Origin of the sequence: Mesorhizobium sp. B2-9-1, assembly GCF_006439455.1 — a bacterium.
GTDB lineage: Bacteria > Pseudomonadota > Alphaproteobacteria > Rhizobiales > Rhizobiaceae > Mesorhizobium.
The window spans coordinates 53,357-73,233 of sequence record NZ_VFTP01000009.1; the positions used below are offsets into that span (position 1 = coordinate 53,357).

At 64.2% G+C, this 19,877-nt stretch carries 19 protein-coding genes and 1 tRNA gene; 15 read left to right on the plus strand and 5 right to left on the minus strand.

Annotated features, from left to right (window positions below; genetic code table 11):
* Positions 1-4: 4 nt before the first annotated feature.
* The gene (locus FJW05_RS27470; protein WP_181164985.1) at positions 5-1,012 is read right to left on the minus strand and encodes a DUF1186 domain-containing protein; all 1,008 of its coding nucleotides are present in this window, start codon (positions 1,010-1,012) and stop codon (positions 5-7) included.
* Positions 1,013-1,099: 87 nt separating this feature from the next.
* Between FJW05_RS27470 and FJW05_RS17325 the strand changes: the two genes are divergently transcribed.
* Positions 1,100-2,236, plus strand: coding sequence for a hypothetical protein (locus FJW05_RS17325; protein WP_140634281.1), 1,137 nt, complete (start codon positions 1,100-1,102; stop codon positions 2,234-2,236).
* A gap of 292 nt (positions 2,237-2,528) precedes the next feature.
* On the opposite strand, the gene FJW05_RS17330 is transcribed toward FJW05_RS17325, so the two are convergent.
* Together FJW05_RS17330 and FJW05_RS17335 are read right to left on the minus strand one after the other, a co-directional pair.
* Positions 2,529-2,945 carry a hypothetical protein gene (locus tag FJW05_RS17330; protein ID WP_140634283.1) on the minus strand — a complete coding sequence of 139 codons (417 nt, stop codon included), beginning with the start codon at positions 2,943-2,945 and terminating at the stop codon, positions 2,529-2,531.
* A 267-nt stretch (positions 2,946-3,212) separates the two neighbouring features.
* Positions 3,213-3,302: transfer RNA gene (locus FJW05_RS17335), tRNA-Ser, on the minus strand.
* Between the two features lie 341 nt (positions 3,303-3,643).
* Between FJW05_RS17335 and FJW05_RS17340 the strand changes: the two genes are divergently transcribed.
* The 3 genes from FJW05_RS17340 to FJW05_RS17350 all read left to right on the plus strand — a co-directional run bounded on the left by FJW05_RS17340 (position 3,644) and on the right by FJW05_RS17350 (position 5,438).
* Positions 3,644-4,354 carry a 50S ribosomal protein L21 gene (locus FJW05_RS17340; protein WP_140634285.1) on the plus strand — a complete coding sequence of 237 codons (711 nt, stop codon included), beginning with the start codon at positions 3,644-3,646 and terminating at the stop codon, positions 4,352-4,354.
* 100 nt (positions 4,355-4,454) lie between these two features.
* A complete protein-coding gene (gene rpmA, locus FJW05_RS17345; RefSeq protein ID WP_006327539.1) occupies positions 4,455-4,724 on the plus strand; it encodes a 50S ribosomal protein L27 in 270 nt (89 codons plus the stop codon).
* Positions 4,725-4,850: 126 nt separating this feature from the next.
* Positions 4,851-5,438 carry a GNAT family protein gene (locus FJW05_RS17350; RefSeq protein ID WP_140634287.1) on the plus strand — a complete coding sequence of 196 codons (588 nt, stop codon included), beginning with the start codon at positions 4,851-4,853 and terminating at the stop codon, positions 5,436-5,438.
* A gap of 182 nt (positions 5,439-5,620) precedes the next feature.
* Here FJW05_RS17350 and FJW05_RS17355 read toward each other — a convergent pair whose 3' ends face one another.
* Positions 5,621-6,484 (minus strand): endonuclease/exonuclease/phosphatase family protein, encoded by an 864-nt coding sequence (locus FJW05_RS17355; protein ID WP_140634289.1) that lies wholly within the window; start codon positions 6,482-6,484, stop codon positions 5,621-5,623.
* Between the two features lie 142 nt (positions 6,485-6,626).
* Between FJW05_RS17355 and obgE the strand changes: the two genes are divergently transcribed.
* The 6 genes from obgE to FJW05_RS17385 all read left to right on the plus strand — a co-directional run bounded on the left by obgE (position 6,627) and on the right by FJW05_RS17385 (position 12,975).
* On the plus strand, positions 6,627-7,655 hold the full coding sequence (gene obgE / locus FJW05_RS17360) for a GTPase ObgE (RefSeq protein ID WP_140634291.1): 1,029 nt from the start codon (positions 6,627-6,629) through the stop codon (positions 7,653-7,655).
* A gap of 5 nt (positions 7,656-7,660) precedes the next feature.
* Complete coding sequence (gene proB / locus FJW05_RS17365; protein WP_140634293.1) at positions 7,661-8,800, plus strand: glutamate 5-kinase; 1,140 nt, start codon at positions 7,661-7,663, stop codon at positions 8,798-8,800.
* A 76-nt stretch (positions 8,801-8,876) separates the two neighbouring features.
* Entirely contained in the window at positions 8,877-10,163 is a 1,287-nt protein-coding gene (locus FJW05_RS17370) for a glutamate-5-semialdehyde dehydrogenase (RefSeq protein WP_140634295.1), read from the plus strand.
* Positions 10,164-10,412: 249 nt separating this feature from the next.
* On the plus strand, positions 10,413-11,000 hold the full coding sequence (locus FJW05_RS17375) for a nicotinate-nucleotide adenylyltransferase (RefSeq protein ID WP_140634494.1): 588 nt from the start codon (positions 10,413-10,415) through the stop codon (positions 10,998-11,000).
* A 214-nt stretch (positions 11,001-11,214) separates the two neighbouring features.
* On the plus strand, positions 11,215-12,507 hold the full coding sequence (locus tag FJW05_RS17380; protein WP_140634297.1) for an MFS transporter: 1,293 nt from the start codon (positions 11,215-11,217) through the stop codon (positions 12,505-12,507).
* A gap of 51 nt (positions 12,508-12,558) precedes the next feature.
* Positions 12,559-12,975 (plus strand): RidA family protein, encoded by a 417-nt coding sequence (locus tag FJW05_RS17385; protein WP_140634299.1) that lies wholly within the window; start codon positions 12,559-12,561, stop codon positions 12,973-12,975.
* 17 nt (positions 12,976-12,992) lie between these two features.
* Here the strand turns inward: FJW05_RS17385 and FJW05_RS17390 are convergent, their stop codons facing one another.
* A complete protein-coding gene (locus tag FJW05_RS17390) occupies positions 12,993-13,844 on the minus strand; it encodes a mechanosensitive ion channel domain-containing protein (protein ID WP_140634496.1) in 852 nt (283 codons plus the stop codon).
* Positions 13,845-14,088: 244 nt separating this feature from the next.
* Here FJW05_RS17390 and rsfS point away from each other — a divergent pair, with 244 nt between their 5' ends.
* The 5 genes from rsfS to FJW05_RS17415 all read left to right on the plus strand — a co-directional run bounded on the left by rsfS (position 14,089) and on the right by FJW05_RS17415 (position 19,868).
* The gene (rsfS, locus tag FJW05_RS17395) at positions 14,089-14,466 is read left to right on the plus strand and encodes a ribosome silencing factor (protein ID WP_140634301.1); all 378 of its coding nucleotides are present in this window, start codon (positions 14,089-14,091) and stop codon (positions 14,464-14,466) included.
* A gap of 62 nt (positions 14,467-14,528) precedes the next feature.
* Complete coding sequence (rlmH, locus tag FJW05_RS17400; RefSeq protein WP_140634303.1) at positions 14,529-15,011, plus strand: 23S rRNA (pseudouridine(1915)-N(3))-methyltransferase RlmH; 483 nt, start codon at positions 14,529-14,531, stop codon at positions 15,009-15,011.
* Positions 15,012-15,820: 809 nt separating this feature from the next.
* On the plus strand, positions 15,821-17,155 hold the full coding sequence (locus tag FJW05_RS17405) for a murein hydrolase activator EnvC (RefSeq protein WP_140634304.1): 1,335 nt from the start codon (positions 15,821-15,823) through the stop codon (positions 17,153-17,155).
* A 1-nt stretch (position 17,156) separates the two neighbouring features.
* Entirely contained in the window at positions 17,157-18,488 is a 1,332-nt protein-coding gene (locus FJW05_RS17410) for a S41 family peptidase (RefSeq protein ID WP_181164986.1), read from the plus strand.
* A gap of 183 nt (positions 18,489-18,671) precedes the next feature.
* Complete coding sequence (locus tag FJW05_RS17415; protein WP_140634306.1) at positions 18,672-19,868, plus strand: divergent polysaccharide deacetylase family protein; 1,197 nt, start codon at positions 18,672-18,674, stop codon at positions 19,866-19,868.
* Positions 19,869-19,877: the final 9 nt, after the last annotated feature.

Here is a 19,877-nt window from a genome sequence, read left to right on the forward strand (position 1 = left end):
CCCGTCATTCCGCGATTGCCAAGCAGCATTTCTTGAATTTCTTGCCGCTTCCACAAGGGCACGGATCGTTGCGCCCGACGTCGCGCCAGGGGTTGGTGGCTGGAGTGACGCTGGTCAAGGCCCGGTCCAGCCATGAGGCTTGCCCATCCTCGTCCTCGTCAAGATCGAAATCGTCGTCGCCGAACTCGAAATCGTCGCCGAACTCGAAATCGTCGTCATCGTCAAGGCCGCGGGTCCAATCCAGTGCCACAAGGACATCCTCGATGTAACTCAGACTGGCGCGATCGAACCGGCCGATGTCGCCGGGTTGCTGCTCGGCTTCCCGCAGGTCGCTTTCGAAATCGCTGCGTTCAAGCGCATCTTCCGGGATGCGGCCCTCATCCCAGGCGCTGTAGGCAAGCGGAACGAGGTCTCGCAGGGCAAGCATCGCGATGGCTTGCAGCCAGCCGACCCACGCGTAATCCCAGTCGTCGGCCAGCCTCTCTTTGTAGAACCGTTCCACGAAATCCCTTGTCCGGTCGCGCTCGATGCGACCTTCCCAGGTCAAGAAGGTCACCGCGCCAAATGCGGCGTCGCGGATGAATTCGTCGGCGGAGCGGTCGGCAATGATGTCGAACAGCGCGCCGGCGTCGCCGTCGAACACGCCTACGATGATGCGCGAGAGGGTTTCGGTTATGGCGTCGCCAAGCAGCCGGTCGGCTTCCTTCCCAGGGCGGCGCAGCAGACGCAGCAAAGCTTGGCATGCCTGGGTGTCGCGGGCGCCGCCGAGGATATACACGCCCCTGAAGAGCAGCATCTCTTCATCGTCCGACAAAGGCTGTCCGTTGGCGGCGCGTTCAAGGACCGCGCGCAGCGGCGGCGCTGATTCTTCTATCCTGATCGTGCAGACCGCGATTGCGAGATTCGGCACCTGCCGTTCGGTCGCCACGGCCTGGAGATAGCGGTCTATCGGATACAACTCGAAGTCGCCGCTGTCGTTGGAGAGCAGTTTTTCCAGATCTTCTTTTTTCATCGCATTCAGTCGCGTCGATAGAGCCCCGGCCCAGCGGTATGCTATCGATCCCCCAGCCGCACACTTGTGTCAATCCTGAGAGCGACGATGAGCGAATACCAATACTATGAATTCCAGGCGGTCGACCGTCCCCTTGGCAGCGCGGATCGCCAGGCGCTTCGCGACCTGTCATCGCGGGCGCGGATCACCGCCACAAGCTTCGCCAATTTCTATGAGTGGGGGGATTTCAAAGGCGATCCGGACGAGCTCATGGAGCGCTGGTTCGATCTTCATCTTTATTGGGCCAATTGGGGTTCCCGCCGCCTGATGATCAAGCTGCCGGCCCGGCTGGTCGACCGGGATCGCATGGACGCCTTCCTTGGAGCGACCGATGACGTCATGCTCAGGGTCGTTGGCGAGAACATCATTATAAGCATCGCGCGCGACGAGTTGGAGTTCGAGTACCCTGACGGTGACGATTCGGGTTGGCTCGCGGCCTTGGCGCCGTTGCGGGCCGATCTGCTCGCGGGCGATCTTCGGCTTTTCTATCTGCTTTGGTTAATGGCCGTCGAAACCGACGCGATTGAACCCGAGGAACCCGAGCCGATGCCGGGAATCGGGCCGCTGACCGAGGCGCTCGAAGCGTTCGCAGCCTTCTTCGGCATCGGTCGTGATCTCGTCCGGGCGGCGGCTGAGCGAAGCGCGACAACGGGTCCCGATGGCGCGGCGCCGGATATCGCCCGGCGGGTGGTCGCGGCGATGAGCGACGTCGAGAAAACCAGTCTGCTCATGCGGGTTTTCAATGGTGAGCCGAATATGTCCGCCGAGTTGCGGGCCACGATCCGGGCACGTTTGGAACCCGAAACGACAATCTCGCTTGGCCCTTTGCGCACAGCGGCGGATCTGCAGGCGCGGGCCGAAGAAATCCGCCTTGCCCGCGAGCGCGCCGAGGCGGAGCTGGCGGAAGCGCAGCGGCGATCGGAAGCGGAAGCGGCTGAGAAGGCCCGCGACATCCGGGTCGAGGTCCTTCGCCAGCGGGGTGAAAATGTCTGGGAAGAGGTCGAGATCGAGATCGGGCGGCGCAACCCCGCCGGCTACGACAAGGCGGCGGCGCTCCTTTCCGATCTCTTGGCACTAGCCGAAAAACAGGGCAGCACCGAGGACTTCCGTCTCCGGCTTCAGTCGATCCGGGAGCGCCATGCCGGGAAGGGGCGCTTCCTCGAACGCCTGGTGGCGCTGGGATAGCTTTCTCCACGGCCGCCTTCATTCGCCGGGGACCTCGGAGGGCGCCTTCGCGAAGCAATCGCGTGCGAAGCTTGAAGAGCGAGGAAGGATGGAAGACCACCGATAAAACAGCCGGCGACCCGCTTATTCGCCAATCGATCTGCCTGAACTCAACCCTGCAATCGCTTGAGCCGGCTGGAGCGGTTCACCGTTTCACGGAAACGGCGAACCACTCTATCCCCTTGTTTTTATGCAATTGCGGACGGACGGCTACGGCGAAACCGCCGAGCCCAATCGCCTTTCCTGGAATTGTTCAACGCCAAAGGCACACCCGGACGTCCTTCCCGACATAGCAGGCGCCTTCGCGGCGAAGCTCTCCCCAATCGCCTGCCTCGCCGTGCGTGTCGCGAATGTCAGCGTTCGCATAGCCTGCCCAAAGATCGCCGTCCTTGTAGACAACCGCCCAGTAATCTTTCGACATCTCACCGGCCCCGCTGTGAGTGTCGGGATAATCGATGCCCGCAAAAACCTGACGAGGCCCCTGGATGTTGAAATCGCCGCCCTTCTCGATTTGGTAAGAGCATTTTCCGGAGATGCGGGTCTGACCATTAACGACAAGCAGGCAGCGACCCCATTTATAGCCGCTCGGCAGACGATGCTGCGGTTGCGCATGCGAAGGTGAAAGGGAAAACGCAATTGCAAGGGCAACCGCGATTGTTCGCGCGATCATCTTGTCCCCCGTTGTGAAGCCGCGACGGGCATTGTTGGATTTCGCCCCGAGCACATGTCGAATGGTCCTGTGCGCAATGACTCCCCGAGATCATATTACTATCGATCACGGTCGGATTTTTGTCACGTGAAGGCTTTGGAATTCGCGAGGCCGACGTGGCGCGGTGAGGGGATGTTAGCAGCTCCCGGGCCGCCCCTCCTTCGCTAAAGCTTCGGAGGGCATCCTGCTTCGCGCTTGTCCTGCGAAGCGCGCAGCGCGAATGCAGGATGGCGGAGAGGGAGGGATTCGAACCCCCGATACCCTTGCGAGTATGCCGCATTTCGAGTGCGGTGCATTCGACCACTCTGCCACCTCTCCGCGAGGTCATGGTCGGCCGTTGCCGGCGCGGCGCACTAGATAACGGCTGACCGCTCCGGTTACAAGGCCCTATCCGACCGATTTCCGGCTTCCGCGAAAAGCGATTGCGACGGGACGGACCGATATTTGCCGGCAACGTCGCTCGCGGCCTCTCCAAGGACAAGCCGCCCAAGGACAAGCCGCTTGCCTTGACTCCGGCGCAACCTTCGGTTAGGGACAGCCCGCATTCGGCGTGGAGGCTCTTCCGCGCCGCTTGTTTTTTGAACCCGCAGACTGACAAAAAGACGGCCGAACCGCCCGAGGCGGTTCATCGAGGCCGACCGAACAGCGAAAGGCAAAAAATGTTCGCAGTCATCAAAACGGGCGGCAAGCAGTATCGCGTCGCCGCCAACGATCTTCTGAAGATCGAGAAACTCGAAGCCAAGGTCGGCGACATCGTCGAGATCGGCAATGTGCTCGCGCATGGCGAGGGCGAGAATGTCACCTTCGGCGCGCCGTTCGTCGACGGCGCTCTGGTCACGGCGGAAGTCGTCGAGCAGGGCAAGAACCGCACCGTCATCGCTTTCAAGAAGCGCCGCCGCCAGAATTCGCGCCGCAAGATCGGCCACCGCCAGCTTTTGACCACCGTCAGGATCGCCGAGATCCTGCTGGGCGGCGCCAAGCCGTCGAAGAAGGCTGCCGCCAAGCCGGAAGCCAAGGCAGAGGCCAAGGCCCCCGAAGCCAAGGCGGAAGTCGCCGCCGAGGCAAAGGCCGAAGCCGCTCCGAACGAGGCCAAGGCCAAGAAGGAGCCCAAGGCTGAGGCCGCTTCCGGCGAAGAGGCAAAGGCTGCGCCGCTGTTCAAGGCGCCGAAGGGCGAGCCGGATGACCTGACGGTCATCAAGGGCATCGGCCCGGTCGCGGCGAAGGACCTCGCCGAGCAGGGCATCGTCACCTTCGCGCAGCTCGCCAAGCTCTCCGACAAGGATGTCGCCAAGATCGACGAGCACATGCCGTTCAGCGCCGACCAGATCAAGGACTGGCGCGAGCAGGCCAAGGAACTGGCGAAGAAGTAATTTTTCCGGCGACGATCGTCGCCGGTGCGGACTTGAAACGGAACGCGAACGCGTTCATAAGACCATTCAAACGCCCTTGCGGCGTATCGGAGTTAGTTAGATGGCACACAAGAAAGCTGGCGGTTCGTCGCGCAACGGTCGCGATTCGCACTCCAAGCGTCTGGGCGTGAAGAAGTTCGGCGGCGAAGCCGTCATCCCGGGCAACATCATCATCCGCCAACGCGGCACCTCGTGGCATCCCGGCGTCAATGTCGGAATGGGCACGGACCACACCCTTTTTGCGCTCGAAGCCGGCGCAGTCACCTTCAACAAGAAAGCCAACGGCCGAACCTACGTATCGGTGAACCCGATTACCAAAGCAGCGGAGTAGCCGGTTCCGCACCATAACACCGGCGCCCATCTCGGGAACCGGTGTCTGGCCAAGCCAGGAAAAGGATCAGGAGAGATGGGTTTGCCCTCTCTCCTTTTTCATTTTTTCTTGCCCTGGAGGACTAAAATGGTTGCCGAAGCGGAAGATACCGAAGACGAAAGTTACGTGATCGATTGCCCGGTGCTGGCCACCGAGCGTCTGGCCATGCGCGCCCCGCGCGAGAGTGATCTCGAGCAACTCGTCACGCTGGCCGACAACCGGCATGTCGCCGAAATGCTGGCCCGCATGCCGCATCCCTACGGCGAGGCCGAGGGCCGCACCTTCCTCGCCATGGCGGCGTCGCGCCGCGCCGGCATCGTCTATGCCCTGACGCTCAAGGATGCCGGCACCTTCGTCGGCTGCGCCGGGCTCAACACCACCGATCGCGGCCTGGAACTGGGCTACTGGATCGGCGAGCCTTACTGGAAGCGCGGCTATGCCACCGAGGCCGCGCACGCCCTGGTCGACCTCGCCTTCCAGCGGACCTCGATCCAGGTGCTGCATGCCTCGACCCGGGTGATCAATCCGGCCTCGCGCCGGGTCATCCACAAATGCGGCTTCCAGTATGCCGGCCAGGGCATGCTGAACTCGATCGTCGCGGGCCAGGTGCCGGTCGAGCGCTACAGGCTCGACAGGAAGACCTGGACGAGCCTGAGGAATTGGATGCATTTTTGACGGTTGCTTCGCTGGGCTGGGCAAGCGCCCCCTCACCCGGATTGCCAACCGAATTGCGAAGGGCAATTCGGGGCAATCCGACCTCTCCCCAGGGGAGAGGAGCAGGTAAGCGCCGGCGCCAATCTCTTCTCCCTCGGGGAGAAGGTGGCCGCGTAGCGGCCGGATGAGGGGGAGTCCAGAGCTCAGCCCAGCTCGGCCCAGAGCGGCAGGTGATCGGAGCCGACGGCGTCCCGGTCGGACCATAGACGCTTCAGCGATCTGGCCAGCGAGGCGCTGGTGAAGATGTAGTCGATGCATTTGTGGCGGCTTTTGTCGTCGGGGCGGTCGGGGTCGACCCAGGTGACGAGGTCGGCGACGGCAAGGCGCTGGGCGACGTCGACGGCGAGATCGGCGGTCAGCGGCATGCCGAACTCATGATCCGGGCGGCCGGCGAGCTCGACATATTCGGGGGAGCCCGGCAGCATGTTGAAGTCGCCCATGACGATGAAGGCTTCCGGATAGGGCAGATCCGGCAGGCCGATCTCGGGAATGCCCGACAGCCCGCCGCCTTCGAGCGCATAGTTCAAGAGGCGCTGGCGCAGGAAGCGGATCTGGCTCTGGCGCTCGACCGGGCTGCGGTGGTCGAGATGGGTGGAATAGAAGCGGATGAAGCCGAGCGGCGTCTCGATCAGCGCCTCGAGCGCGCCGCGCTGGAAGTTCATGGCCTCGAGGCTGCGGCTGCGCGGCAAAAGGAGGTTGCGCGACAAATGAATGGGCGTCTTCGACAGCACCATGTTGCCGAGCTGGAAGGAAGTCGAGATGGCGCGGCCGTTCTCCAGCCGCGAGCCGATATTGACCTCGAAATTGCTGCCATAGGCGGCAAAATAATCGGGCAGCGCCTCGCTGATCTCGGCCACCATGTCGCGGTCGCCGTTGCGCGGGTTGTTGCGGGTCACTTCCTGCAGCGCGATCACGTCGGCGCCGCGCACGGCGTCGGCGATGCGCCCGACATCGTATTTGTGGTCGAGGCCGATGCCGTACTGGATGTTGTAGGAAACGATCTTCATTCCCGCGCCCCTTTGGTCCCCGCCAGTGCTACCGCGTGCGCGCCGAAAGGGCATCCGGCGCTTTAGTCGCAAATCGGCCTCGCCCTCGGCCCTGCCTTGGTTTAGAGCAATCCCGCAAGTGCAATAGCAGAAACTTGAAACGATGAAATTCCTCGACCAAGCCAAGGTTTACATCCGTTCCGGCGACGGCGGTGCCGGATCGGTGTCGTTCCGGCGTGAAAAGTTCATCGAGTTCGGCGGGCCCGACGGCGGCGATGGCGGCCGCGGCGGCGATGTGTGGGCGGAAGCGGTCGACGGGCTGAACACGCTGATCGATTATCGCTACCAGCAGCATTTCAAGGCCAAGACCGGCATGCACGGCATGGGCCGCAACATGACTGGGGCCAAGGGCGCCGACATCACGCTGAAGGTGCCGGCCGGCACGCAAATCTTTGCCGAGGACAATGAGACGCTGATCTGCGACCTGACCGTCGTCGGCCAGCGCTTCCTGCTTGCCAAGGGCGGCAATGGCGGCTTCGGCAACCAGCATTTCAAGACCTCGACCAACCAGGCGCCGCGGCGCGCCAATCCCGGCCTGCCGGGCGAGGAGCTGAGCATCTGGCTCCGGCTCAAGCTGATCGCCGACGCCGGCCTGGTCGGCCTGCCCAATGCCGGCAAGTCGACCTTTCTTGCGGCCGTCACCGCGGCCAAGCCGAAGATCGCCGACTATCCGTTCACCACGCTCTATCCCGGCCTCGGCGTCGCCCGCATCGACGGCCGCGAATTCGTGCTCGCCGACATCCCCGGCCTGATCGAGGGCGCGCATGAGGGGGTGGGCATCGGCGACCGCTTCCTCGGCCATGTCGAGCGCACGCGCGTGCTGCTCCACCTCGTCTCCGCGCAGGAGGAAAACCCGGGCAAGGTCTACAAGACAGTTCGCGCCGAGCTCGATGCCTATGGCAATGGGCTGACCGACAAGGTCGAGATCGTGGCGCTCAGCCAGGTCGACATCCTCGACGCGGACGCCCGCAAGAAAAAGGCGGCCTCGCTGAAGCGTGCCGCCGGCCGCGCGCCGATGCTGGTCTCGGCCGTCACCGGCGAAGGCGTCGAGGCCGTGCTGCGCGCGCTGATGGCGGTGGTCGCGGAAGCGCGCGATGCCGTTCCGGCTCCTGTCGACACGCGCTGGCGATAAGACCCATGAAATCGCTGAAATCATACCGGCGCATCACAGTGAAGATCGGTTCGGCGCTGCTCGTCGATCGCGTGACCGGTTTGAAGCGCGACTGGCTGACCTCTCTCGCCGACGACATCGCGGTGCTTGCCGGTGCCGGCGCCGAAGTGCTCGTCGTCTCCTCGGGAGCCATCGCGCTCGGGCGCACTATCCTGGGCCTCGGCAAACGCGCGCTGAAGCTCGAGGAGAGCCAGGCGGCGGCCGCCGTCGGCCAGATCGCGCTTGCCGGCGCCTGGTCGGACGCGCTCGGCAAGGACGGGCTGAAGTCGGGCCAGATCCTTTTGACGCTTGGTGACACCGAGGAGCGTCGCCGCTACCTCAACGCGCGCGCGACGATCTCGACCCTGCTCAAGATGAAGGCGGTGCCGGTCATCAACGAGAACGACACGGTGGCGACCTCCGAAATCCGCTACGGCGACAATGACCGGCTCGCGGCGCGGGTGGCGACGATGATGGGCGCCGATCTGTTGGTGCTGCTTTCCGACATTGACGGGCTCTACACGGCGCCGCCGGCCAAGGACCCGCAAGCGAAGTTCATCCCGGTGGTCGACCGCATCACGCCGGACATCGAGGCGATGGCGGGCGCGGCCGCATCCGAGTTGTCGCGCGGCGGCATGCGTACCAAGCTCGATGCCGGCAAGATCGCCAATGCCGCCGGAACCGCCATGATCATCACGTCCGGCACAAGGCTGTCGCCGCTGATGGCGATCGAGCGCGGCGAGCGCGCGACGTTTTTCAAGCCGAGCGCCAATCCGGTGAAGGGCTACAAGACCTGGATCGCCGGGCAGCTCGAGCCGGCCGGACGGCTCACCGTCGATGCGGGCGCCGTCGGGGCGCTCATGTCGGGCAAGTCGCTGCTGGCTGCCGGCGTCAAGCTGGTCAGCGGCAATTTCTCGCGCGGCGACACGGTGGCGATCCTATCTCCGGAGGGCCGCGAGATCGCGCGCGGACTGGTTGCCTACGATGCCGCCGATGCCGTAAGGATCGCAGGCTTGAAGACGGCCGAGATCGAAAACGTGCTCGGCTACGAGGCGCGATCGGCGATGATCCATCGCGACGACCTTGTGGTAAGCGTTGCCGGCGACCAAGTATTGGCCGACGACTAGAGCAATTCCGGGAAAAGTGCGGAGCGGTTTTCCGTTCGGGTTGCGTGGAATAAAGAGATGGGCGGAGGGATGAACCATGCTGAAGCTGCATGAAAAGTCCGGCGAAGACACCGTGGCGCTGATGGCCGATATCGGCCGCCGCGCTCGCGCCGCCGCCCGACCGTTGGCCGTCGCTTCCACCAAGGCCAAGAACGATGCGCTGGTTGCCATGGCCGAAGCCATCCTGCGCAACGAGCAGGCCATTCTCGACGCCAACGCCATCGATACGTCGAATGGCGAGGAGGCCGGCCTGTCGGGTTCGTTCATGGACCGGCTGAAGCTCAATCCCTCTCGCATCAAGGCGATGGCCGACGGTATCCGAGAAATTGCAGTGCTCAAGGATCCGGTCGGCGAAACAATTGCCGCCTGGGACCGGCCGAACGGGCTCCATATCGAGCGTGTGCGCACGCCGCTCGGCGTCATCGGCGTCATCTATGAGAGCCGGCCGAATGTGACGGCGGACGCCGGCGCGCTCTGCCTCAAGGCGGGCAATCCGGTGATCCTGCGCGGCGGTTCGGACTCGCTCAATTCCTCGGCCGCGATCCATGCCTGCATGGTCGAGGGGCTGAAGGCCGCTGACCTGCCGCAGGACGCTATCCAGCTGGTGCCGACCACCGACCGTGCCGCCGTCGGCGAGATGCTGAAAGGTCTCGGCGGCAATCTCGACGTCATCATTCCGCGCGGCGGCAAAAGCCTGGTCGGGCGCGTGCAGACCGAGGCGCGTGTGCCGGTTTTCGCGCATCTGGAAGGCATCTGCCATCTCTATGTCGACCGCTCGGCCGATCGCGACATGGCGGTCAAGATCGCCGTCAACGCCAAGATGCGGCGCACCGGTGTGTGCGGCGCTGCCGAGACCTTGCTGATCGACCGCGCGGTGGCCTCCAAGCATCTGGTGCCGATCCTGGAAGCGCTGCGCGCCGCCGGCTGCGAGATCCACGCCGATGCCGAAGTGATGAAAACTTTCGCCGACGCCAGCCCGGCGACCGACGCCGACTGGGTGACGGAATATCTCGACGCCGTCATCGCGGTGAAGCTGGTCGACGGCGTCGCCGGCGCGATCGAGCATATCGAGACGTTTTCCTCGCACCACACCGAGGCGATCGTCGCCGAGGATACGGCTGCGGTTGAGCGCTTCTTCAACGAGATCGACTCGGCGATCCTCTTGCACAACGCCTCGACGCAGTTCGCCGATGGCGGCGAGTTCGGCATGGGCGCCGAGATCGGCATCGCCACCGGCAAGATGCACGCGCGCGGGCCGGTCGGCGTCGAGCAGCTCACCTCGTTCAAATACCGCGTGCGCGGATCGGGACAGGTGAGGCCTTGAAGTCGTTTGCCTTAAAGGGTTGAAGCTTGCGCCCAGGCCCCCCCCTCTGGCCTGCCGGCCATCTCCCCCTCGAGGGGGGAGATTGGCAGCTTCGGCGCCGGCGCTCGGCTTGCAACGCCGGCGATTGGCGAAAGTCGCGGCGACATCTGATCTCCCCCCTCGAGGGGGAGATGGCCGGCAGGGCAGAGAGGGGGGCCTAGCACCATGCTTTCCCAACCTGAGCAGCCAGTCCCCGCCCGCTACCTTCGCATGCCCCATGCCGGCAAGGGGCTGACCGTCGGTCTGTTCGGCGGCTCGTTCAATCCGCCGCATGCCGGCCATGCGCTGGTCGCCGAGATCGCGTTGAGAAGGCTCGCGCTCGACCAGCTGTGGTGGATGGTGACGCCCGGCAATCCGCTGAAAAGCGCGCGCGAACTGGCGCCGCTCGCCGAGCGCATCGAGCTGTCCGAAAAGATCGCCAGGAATCCGAAAATCAAGGTCACCGCTTTCGAGGCGGCGCAGCATGCGCGCTACACCGCCGACACGCTTGCCTTGGTCAAGGCGCGCAACCCGGGCGTCGATTTCGTCTGGATCATGGGCGCGGATAGTTTGCGCGACTTCCACCGCTGGCAGCGCTGGCGCGAGATCGTGCTGACCTTCCCCATCGCGGTCATCGATCGTCCGGGCGCCACGCTCTCCTTCCTGTCGTCGGTTGTCGCCAAGACCTTCGACTACGCCCGTATCGACGAGGGCGACGCGCCGCTGCTTGCCCGCATGCCGGCACCGGCCTGGACCTTCATCCACGGTCCGCGTTCGTCGCTGTCATCCACCGCGCTCCGCAACGCGGCGGAGGGGTAGGCGCCCTCCTTCTCCCCTTGTGGGAGAAGGTGCCGCCGAAGGCGGCGGATGAGGGGTGTTCCAGGGAATGCAGACGTCTCATTTTGCTGGAACACCCCTCATCCGTCTCGGCGCTATGCGCCGATCCACCTTCTCCCACAAGGGGAGAAGGGGAAGCGCGGCATGTCGCTTTTGAGGCGGCTTTTAACCTGCGGCTAAGCCAAGCTGCACAAGCATGCTGAAGCAGAACCCCACCACAACCGAACCCGCCCGCGCCGCGCAATCGGCGCCGCTTATCGCCATTGCCAGCGTCATCGTGTCGATGGCGCTGATCGCGATCGGCAATGGGCTGATGTTCGCCTATATCCCGGTGCGCCTCGGTGCCGACGGATTCGACCCGACCTGGGCCGGGCTGATCGTCACCGGGCTTTCGGCCGGCGGTCTTGCCGGCTGCATCCTGACCGGGCCGCTCGTCAAGCGAGTGGGTCACGCGCGCGCCTTCATGGTGCTTTCAGCGCTGATCGCGCTTTCCAACGCGGCGATCGGCGCCGGGCCGATCCCGCTGCTGTGGATCGCGGCCAGGGCGCTCTACGGCTTCGCTATCTGCGGGCTGTTCATCGTCGCGCAGAGCTGGCTGAACGATGCGTTGCCGAACTCGATCCGCGGCCGGGTGATGGCGGTATTCTATGTCGCCTATATAGGCGGGCTCGGCGTGGGGTACGCGACGCTCGCCGTGATCGATATCCACACGGCCGCGGCATCGCTGATCGGCATCACCTTCACGGCGCTTTCCATCCTGCCGGTCGGCATGACGCGGCTGGCGCAGCCGCCGGCGCCGCAGGCCGCATCGGTGGCGTTGCGCCGCGCCTGGCGCATCTCGCCGGTCGGCGTCGCCGGCATGCTGGCGGTCGGCGGCCTGTCGATGATCGTCTCCGGCTTCGCGCCGATCCATGCCACCGCCAAGGGCTACAGCCAAGCCGACGTCGCGCTGCTGTTGTCGGCGATGCCGGTCGGCACGCTCATCCTGCAGATTCCGCTCGGCTGGATATCCGACCGCACCGACCGGCGCTACGTGCTGGCGGGCGCGGCGGCGCTCGCGACGATCGCCAGCGTGCTCGCCATCGTCTTCGACGGCGGCGCGCTGATGGCGCTGGTGGTGATCTATCTCATCTGGGACGGAGCGTCGGAATCGATCTACGCGCTCTCCAGCGCGCATGCCGCCGACCGCGCCGGCAAGGACGAGCTTCTGGCGCTGTCGAGCTCGATGCTGTTCGCCTGGTCGCTGGCCGGCTTCATCGTGCCCGGCATCGTGACGGCGCTTTCCGCCGTCTTCGGCACCGAGACCTTCATCTATGTCGGCATCGTCATCGCGGCGGCCTTCTGCCTGTTCGTGCTGTGGCGCGTGATGGCGGGCCGGCCGACACCCGCGGCCATAAGCGGCAGTTTCGCGCCAATGTCGGCGCAGACGCCCTTGCCGGTGGAGCTAGCCTTCGCGCCGGACGAACAGCAGCGACACGTCAAAGATTGACAAGCTGCGCATCTTCGCGACTTTTTGGCCCAAATTCGAGCAAGATCAGAGATGTCGAAGAGCTATAATCCCGCAACGGTGTGGAAGCCTTTTGGCGCGTTCTCCATGGTGAAAATTCATGAGGGCGGGCAACTCGTTCACCTTAAAGGCCAAGTTTCGCTTGACCGTGAAGGGCAGATTGTCGGGAAGGGCGACATGCGGGTTCAGGTCCGGCAAACCCTCGAAAACATCAAGGCCGTGCTCGCGGCTATCGGTGGGGAGATGGCCGATATCGTATCGCTGACCCAGTATACGACCGATATCGAGCGGTTCATGGCGTCCGGAGATATCCGCAAGGAGTTCTTTTCAGAGCCCTATCCCGTGACGACAACCGTCGAGATCGTGCGCCTTTATCATCCGGACTTGCAGATCGAAATCACGGCAATGGCCGAGATACCTCGAAATCGGTTCAGGATGCCGGCAGATTGAAAATCGCTGTTGCGAGACTACTGCTTGCGCGCCTCCGGCGCCGGCATTTCCGGAGGCGGCAGCGGGATCGAGATGCCCTCGGTATCGAAAGCCTGCTTGGCGCGCTTGGTCATGTCGATCTGGGTCGAGAAATAGTCGGCGGCCGACGTCCAGTAGCGCAAGGTGAGCGAAACGGTGGTGTCGCCGAGACTGGCCACGAAGGCGATCGGCGCCGGTTCGCGCCGGATGCGCTTTTCGGCGGCGGCGATGGCAAGCAGCGTCTTTTGCGCGCGGTCGATGTCGTTCCACGAGCCGATGCTCAAGGTGACGTCGGTGCGTCGCACGCCGTTGCGGGTGAAATTGCGCACCGGCTGGTTCCACAGCGTCGAGTTGGGCGCCATCACATAGACACCGTCGACGGAGCGCAGCTTGGTGGCGAAGAGACCGATCTCCTCGATGGTGCCGGCAATCGCGCCGACCTCGACATATTCGCCGATGCGGAAGGGCCTGAGCGCCAGAAGCATGATGCCGGCGGCGATGTTCTGCAGCGTGCCTTGCAGCGCCAGCCCGATGGCCAGGCCGGCAGCGCCTATTGCCGCAATGATGGAGGCGGTCTGCACGCCGAATTGGCCGAGCACCATGATGACGACAAGGATCAGGATGGCATAACGCACGACCTGCGAGAAGAAATGCCGCAAGGTCTCATCGAAGCCGTGGATGTGGCCGAGGCCGGCATAGATCGAGCGCTCGGCAAGCCCGGCGACGAGATACCCGACAACCAGGAGGATGACGGCGCCGACGGCCGAGAAGGAATAGGAGACGATCAGCGTGCTCAGCTGCGCAAGCCCGGCCTGGATGGTGATGAAGGCGCTTTGCGGGTCGGTGGGCATGGCGGGGGCCCCGTTGGTCAATGCGCCGATAACCCGTGCGCCTGGCATCGGTTCCCGCCTTTTGCGGCTTGGCGGAGCGCCTCCTCAACATCGCGCGGAGATCACGCTTCGAAGGCGCCCGTCTTGAAACTGCAACGGAACTCTGCCTATCTAAGTGGTGTCACCTGATTTGCCTGGTGATTTGGTTGTTCTTGTTGGGAAAGGAAACACACTGAGAACAGCACTGCGGAAGAAGGCTGACATCATGCCTTCGCCGGCAGGGATCAGCGGAAACGACGCCGCGTCCCTCGCCATCGACACAGTCCTTGCCAGTCTGGAAGACTCCAAGGCCGAAAACATCGTCTCAATCGACATTCAGGGAAAATCGAGCCTCGGCGACTATATGGTCGTCGCCTCGGGTCGATCGCACCGTCATGTCTCGGCTGTCGCCGATCACCTCCTCAAGGCGCTGAAGGATGCCGGCCTCGGCACGGCACGCGTCGAGGGGCTGGCCGGCGCCGACTGGGTCCTGATCGATTCGGGCGACATCATCGTCCACGTCTTCCGCCCCGAAGTCCGCGAATTCTACAATCTCGAAAAGATGTGGCAGGCGCCGGATCTCGAGGAAGAGACCTTGCACTGAGCCTTGATCCGCGTGCCGTGAACCGTCACGGTGCGCGTTAGGACAAGCTCGCCGGGGCGAGGATGAAGATCACCGTTCATGCCGTGGGCCGGATGAAGACCGGCCCCGAGAGAGAACTCGCCGACCGCTATTTCGAGCGCTTCGCCAAGAGCGGGCCCGCGGTCGGGCTGGAGTTTGCCGGCATTGTCGAGATCCCCGAGAGCCGCGGACAGAGCGCCGACGAGCGCCGCCGCGAGGAAGCCCAAAAGCTGCAGGCCCAATTGCAGTCCGGCACCGTTCTCGTCCTGCTCGACGAACGCGGCAAGTCGCTTTCTTCGGAAGACCTGGCCGCCCGCATCGGCCATTTGCGCGACGGCGGCCGCAAGGCGCTGGTCGTCGCGATCGGCGGTGCCGACGGCCATGACAGATCCCTGCGCGGGCAGGCCGACCTTGTGCTGTCCTTCGGCGCGCTGACCTGGCCGCACCAGCTGGTGCGCGTCATGCTGGGCGAGCAACTTTACCGGATCGCGACGATCCTGGCGGGTCACCCGTATCACCGGTCGTGATGTCGCTGTGGCGATATTTGCGGCGTTTTCGTATTTTCAACGAACACAGTGGATTGGGTCATGGCCGCAGATAACAGCATTCATGTCCGCGCCGGCGAGCATATTCCGTTCCCTGGTTCGTCGCGATTTGCAGGGCAGCAACGAAGTGTGGGCCCTACTGAAGCGCGAGCTTGAGCCGGGTCTTAGAGCTGACGAGAGCGAATTCCGCGCTGCGTCGGCCCAGGACGTTATTCAGCGCAATCAGGGCCGAAGCCTCTAATTGCACTGCACACGGATTTGACGGTCGGCTCTGTTTGCGTTGGCAGGTGGCATGCGTTGGAGATTGGCCGAAACGCCTACCCCTTCGTCATTCCCGGGCGGAGCAAGGAGCGAAGCGACGCGCGAAGACCCTGGAATCCATGCCGTTACCTTCGCCAAGGATCGCAACGGAGCAAAATTCCGCACCGTGGCGTCGTTTCGAAGTCACGGAATTCTATGGTCTGCGCGCGTCGCTTCGCTCCTTGCTCCGCCATAGAATGACGAGATCGGGCGGCTTCAACCAATCTCCGGCGTTTGCACTGATTTCACGGAAATGAACGGAAAATCTTGCACCGAGACAAACGGCAACCTTTCAAAATCCCTGTGTCGGGGAACCAGGAGACACATGGCTATCCAGATTCCCGCCTCAATGGCGCGACATCACGGTCATTATTGTGCTTACGCAATTCCGGGACGGAAAACCGTACACACTTTTCCTGGAATTGCTCTGAGCGGCGCTTCCAACATGGTTGATGGTTCGTTAACGAAGCGGCGGATAGGTTAGAGGCCTGATGTCTGAAGGCTGGACTCCGATTACGCGCACCTGGCGCGGCCGCTGCGGCTTGACCGTTGTCGCCGCCCTGGTGGTGCTCGGGCCGGTTCGGGCGGCCGAAAATTCGCTCGACCTTGCGCCCGACCCGGATCAGAGCCGGGCCGAATACGAGCAGGTTTCCAGGGAGATCACGCTCTCGTCGGAGCGGCTGGGCAAGCTCGCCGCCGACATCGCTTCGGTGCGCAAGGACTATGCTTCGATCACCGCAGCGCTCATCCAGTCGGCGATGACGGAGCAGAAGCTCGGCCAGGACATCGAGGACATCGGCGCCAAGCTCGAAGGGCTGAAGGCCGAGCAAAATAAGCTGCGCGCCTCGCTCATGGCGCGGCGCGACGTGTTGGCCGAAGTGCTCGGCGCATTGCAGCGCATGGGGCTCAATCCGCCGCCGGCGATCCTGGTCAAGCCCGAGGATGCGCTGTCGTCGGTGCGAAGCGCCATCCTGCTCGGCGCCGTCGTGCCGGAACTGCGCCAGCAGACCGACCGGCTGATGGCCGACCTCAAGGAGCAGACGCGTGTAACGGCCTCGATCGAGGCCGAGCGGGCCAGGCTCACCACCGCCGTCACGGACCAGACGGCGGAGAAGAAGCGACTCACCATGCTGCTCGAGGCCAAGAAGAAACTGCAGGCCGACACCCAGGCCGCGATGGCGGCCGAACAGCAGCACTCGCAGCAGCTGGCGGCGAAGGCGAGCAGCCTCAAGGACCTGATCGTCTCGCTCGAAGCCGACAAGGCGCGCAAGGCGCAGGACCAGGCCAAGGCGGGCGAGCGCAAATCGACGGACAACGACACCACGGCCTCGACCACCGAGCTCGCCGCGCTGCCGGTGCCGGAAGCGAACCGTCTCACGGGATCGGCGCCGTTCTCGGCATTGCAAGGCCAGATCGCGTTGCCGGTCATCGGCAAGATCAAGCTGCGTTTCGGCGCCGACGACGGCAATGGCGCGGCGATGCAAGGCGACATGGTTGCGACACAATCGGGAGCCATCGTCACCGCGCCGGCGGATGGAAACGTGCTTTATGCGGGGCCGTTTCGCTCGTATGGTCAACTCTTGATCCTCAACGCAGGCGACGGGTATCATGTCGTTCTGGCGGGGATGAGCAGAATCAGCGTCGCGACCGGACAGTCGGTGCTCGCAGGAGAGCCGATCGGCGCGATGGGAGAGGCCCGGGTGGCAAGCACCTCGGCCTCGCGAAATGGAAATGCGGCGCTGGAACTCTATGTTGAGTTCCGCAAGGATGGAAAACCCGTCGATCCGGCCCCATGGTGGGCGGACCGATTTTCTGGAAGGACGTGAAATGATGCGGAAACTGTCGCTTCTGTTTGCCGGCGCGCTGATGGGCGCATCGGCAATGAGCCTGGTTTACGGTGCACCGGGTTCGGCGGCGAATGCTGCGGGTTCGGAGACCTACAAGCAGCTGGCGATCTTCGGCGACATCTTCGAACGCGTGCGCGCCAATTACGTGACGCCGCCGGATGACAAATCGCTGGTCGAGAACGCCATCAACGGCATGCTGTCCTCGCTCGACCCGCACTCCTCCTACATGAATGCCGAGCAGGCGCAGGACATGCGCGTGCAGACAAAGGGCGAGTTCGGCGGCCTCGGCATCGAGGTCACCATGGAAAACGACCTCGTCAAGGTGATCACGCCGATCGACGACACGCCGGCCGCCAAGGCGGGCGTGCTTTCCGGCGATTACATCGCCAAGATCGACGGCGAGGAGGTTCGCGGCCTCACCCTCAACGACGCGGTCGAGAAGATGCGCGGGCCGGTCAACACGCCGATCAAGCTCACCATCCTGCGCCAGGGCGCCGACAAGCCGATCGAGCTGACGGTGGTTCGCGACGTCATCAAGGTCAAGGCGGTGAAGTACCGGGTCGAGAACGACATCGGCTACATGAAGATCACCTCCTTCACCGAGAAGACCTATGACGATCTCGAGAACGCCATCGAGAACATCAAGAAGCAGGTGCCGAACGATAAGCTGAAGGGCTATGTGCTCGACCTGCGCCTCAATCCGGGCGGCCTGCTCGACCAGGCGGTCAGCGTGTCTGACGCCTTCCTCAAGCGCGGCGAGATCGTCTCGACGCGCGGCCGCGATCCGAAGGACGTCACCCGCTTCGATGCCAAGCCGAAGCAGGTCGACGACATCAACGGCAAGCCGATGATCGTGCTGGTCAATGGCGGCTCGGCGAGCGCCTCGGAAATCGTCGCCGGCGCGCTGCAGGACCTGCGTCGCGTCACGGTGGTCGGCACGCAGTCATTCGGCAAGGGCTCGGTGCAGACCATCATCCCGCTCGGCGAGAACGGCGCGCTCAGGCTGACGACGGCGCTCTATTACACGCCGTCGGGCAAGTCGATCCAGGGCAAGGGCATCACGCCCGACATCAAGGTCGACCAGCCGTTGCCCCCGGATCTGCAGGGCCGCGACCTGACCCGCGGCGAATCCGACCTCAAGGGCCACATCAAGGGCGCCGACGAGAGCTCCACCGGCTCGGGCTCGGCCGCCTATGTGCCGCCGGATCCGAAGAACGACCTGCAGCTGATCTATGCCGAGCAGCTTCTGCGCGGCGAAAAGACCGATCCGTCGTTCCCGCCGAACCCGGACAAGGCCGTGATGAACCAGTAATGCGGTCCGGCTCTGGCCGGCTGCGCGAAGCAATGCAATGCTGCCGGGGCCGCGAGGTTCCGGCAGTTTGATTCGGGGACCGCGGTTGGGGCGCCACGCGTCTGGGTATCGCGCCGGCGATTGCGAAGTTCACGCGAGATGTCACGAAAAAGTGACCCTGGCGTGCTTCCGGGGAAACACGACTTGGCTGAGATCGGCAAGGACATCGAACGCCCGCTCGGACAGACGATCCGGCCTCAGCGCAAGGCCTCGCGCGGCATCGGCTCCGGCTCGCTCATCGCTGTGCTGGCCGTGCTTGGCGTGATCGGTGTTTCCGGCGCTATTGCGCTGCGTGAAAAGCCGTTCCGCAAGCCGGAAGAAGTCGCCGTTTCCACGCCGAAGGTCACCGCCGAGGCTGCTCCTGCGGCGGCAGCGACGCCTGGGCCCGCGCCGGCTCCGATGGCGGCGGCGCCACAGGCCAGCACGCCGATGAAGAGCGGCGGCCCGCAGATCGTCCACGTCCAGACCGAAGAAGGCGACGGCCCGCCGAAGGCCGCGATCGTGATTCGCGATCCGTCAACGCTCGGCCAGAACCTCAAGGTCGCCCATATCCCGGACAGGGCGCTGATCGAGGCCGGCGACACCGGACCGCTGCCGATACGCGGCGCCGACGGCCGGCGGCCCTTCGATGTCTATGCCCGGCCTTGGTCGGGCGCGCGCGGGGCACGGGTGGCGATCGTCATCGGCGGGCTCGCCGTCTCGCAGACCGGCACGCAGGCAGCGATCGCCAAGCTGCCGGCCGAAGTGACGTTGGCCTTCGCGCCGCAAGGCAACAGCATCGGCCGCTGGATGCAGGCGGCAAGGCAAAGCGGACATGAGATCGTCATGCAGGTGCCGCTCGAGCCGTTCGATTATCCGAACGTTAATCCCGGCCGCAACACGCTGACTGTCGCGGCCAGCCCGGACGAGAACTTGAAGAGCCTGCATTGGGCCCTGTCGCGCACCACCAACTATACCGGGGTCATGAACTACATGGGCGCGCGTTTCTCGACCGACGCCGCGGCGATGGAGCCGTTGATGGCTGAGCTCGGCAAGCGGGGGCTCGCCTATATCGACGACGGCTCGTCATCGCGCAGTGTGGCGCCTGACCTGGCATTGAAGGATGGCGTGCCATTCGTCGCCGGCAACATGGCGATCGATGCCGTGCAGGATCGCGGCGAAATCCTCAAGAAGCTGGACAGCCTGGAAGCGACGGCGCGGGCCAAGGGCAGCGCCGTCGGCATCGGTTCGGCCTTCGATATCACCGTCGACACGGTGGCGTCCTGGATTGCCGAAGCGAAGAAGCGCGGCATCGAGATCGTGCCGATCTCGGCGGTGGCGATCGATCCGCAAAAAGGCTAGCTGGGTGAA

What these genes read in the sequence shown, in the direction of transcription:
- FJW05_RS17380 (WP_140634297.1), top strand. Translation starts at nt 11,215, where the DNA reads ATGCTGAAGCAGAACCCCACCACAACCGAACCCGCCCGCGCCGCGCAA.
- FJW05_RS17330 (WP_140634283.1), bottom strand. Translation starts at nt 2,945, where the DNA reads ATGATCGCGCGAACAATCGCGGTTGCCCTTGCAATTGCGTTTTCCCTT.
- FJW05_RS17410 (WP_181164986.1), top strand. Translation starts at nt 17,157, where the DNA reads ATGATGCGGAAACTGTCGCTTCTGTTTGCCGGCGCGCTGATGGGCGCA.
- FJW05_RS17385 (WP_140634299.1), top strand. Translation starts at nt 12,559, where the DNA reads ATGTCGAAGAGCTATAATCCCGCAACGGTGTGGAAGCCTTTTGGCGCG.
- rpmA (WP_006327539.1), top strand. Translation starts at nt 4,455, where the DNA reads ATGGCACACAAGAAAGCTGGCGGTTCGTCGCGCAACGGTCGCGATTCG.
- FJW05_RS17405 (WP_140634304.1), top strand. Translation starts at nt 15,821, where the DNA reads ATGTCTGAAGGCTGGACTCCGATTACGCGCACCTGGCGCGGCCGCTGC.
- FJW05_RS17340 (WP_140634285.1), top strand. Translation starts at nt 3,644, where the DNA reads ATGTTCGCAGTCATCAAAACGGGCGGCAAGCAGTATCGCGTCGCCGCC.
- FJW05_RS17355 (WP_140634289.1), bottom strand. Translation starts at nt 6,484, where the DNA reads ATGAAGATCGTTTCCTACAACATCCAGTACGGCATCGGCCTCGACCAC.
- proB (WP_140634293.1), top strand. Translation starts at nt 7,661, where the DNA reads ATGAAATCGCTGAAATCATACCGGCGCATCACAGTGAAGATCGGTTCG.
- rlmH (WP_140634303.1), top strand. Translation starts at nt 14,529, where the DNA reads ATGAAGATCACCGTTCATGCCGTGGGCCGGATGAAGACCGGCCCCGAG.
- obgE (WP_140634291.1), top strand. Translation starts at nt 6,627, where the DNA reads ATGAAATTCCTCGACCAAGCCAAGGTTTACATCCGTTCCGGCGACGGC.
- FJW05_RS27470 (WP_181164985.1), bottom strand. Translation starts at nt 1,012, where the DNA reads ATGAAAAAAGAAGATCTGGAAAAACTGCTCTCCAACGACAGCGGCGAC.
- FJW05_RS17370 (WP_140634295.1), top strand. Translation starts at nt 8,877, where the DNA reads ATGCTGAAGCTGCATGAAAAGTCCGGCGAAGACACCGTGGCGCTGATG.
- FJW05_RS17325 (WP_140634281.1), top strand. Translation starts at nt 1,100, where the DNA reads ATGAGCGAATACCAATACTATGAATTCCAGGCGGTCGACCGTCCCCTT.
- rsfS (WP_140634301.1), top strand. Translation starts at nt 14,089, where the DNA reads ATGCCTTCGCCGGCAGGGATCAGCGGAAACGACGCCGCGTCCCTCGCC.
- FJW05_RS17350 (WP_140634287.1), top strand. Translation starts at nt 4,851, where the DNA reads ATGGTTGCCGAAGCGGAAGATACCGAAGACGAAAGTTACGTGATCGAT.
- FJW05_RS17390 (WP_140634496.1), bottom strand. Translation starts at nt 13,844, where the DNA reads ATGCCCACCGACCCGCAAAGCGCCTTCATCACCATCCAGGCCGGGCTT.
- FJW05_RS17375 (WP_140634494.1), top strand. Translation starts at nt 10,413, where the DNA reads ATGCCCCATGCCGGCAAGGGGCTGACCGTCGGTCTGTTCGGCGGCTCG.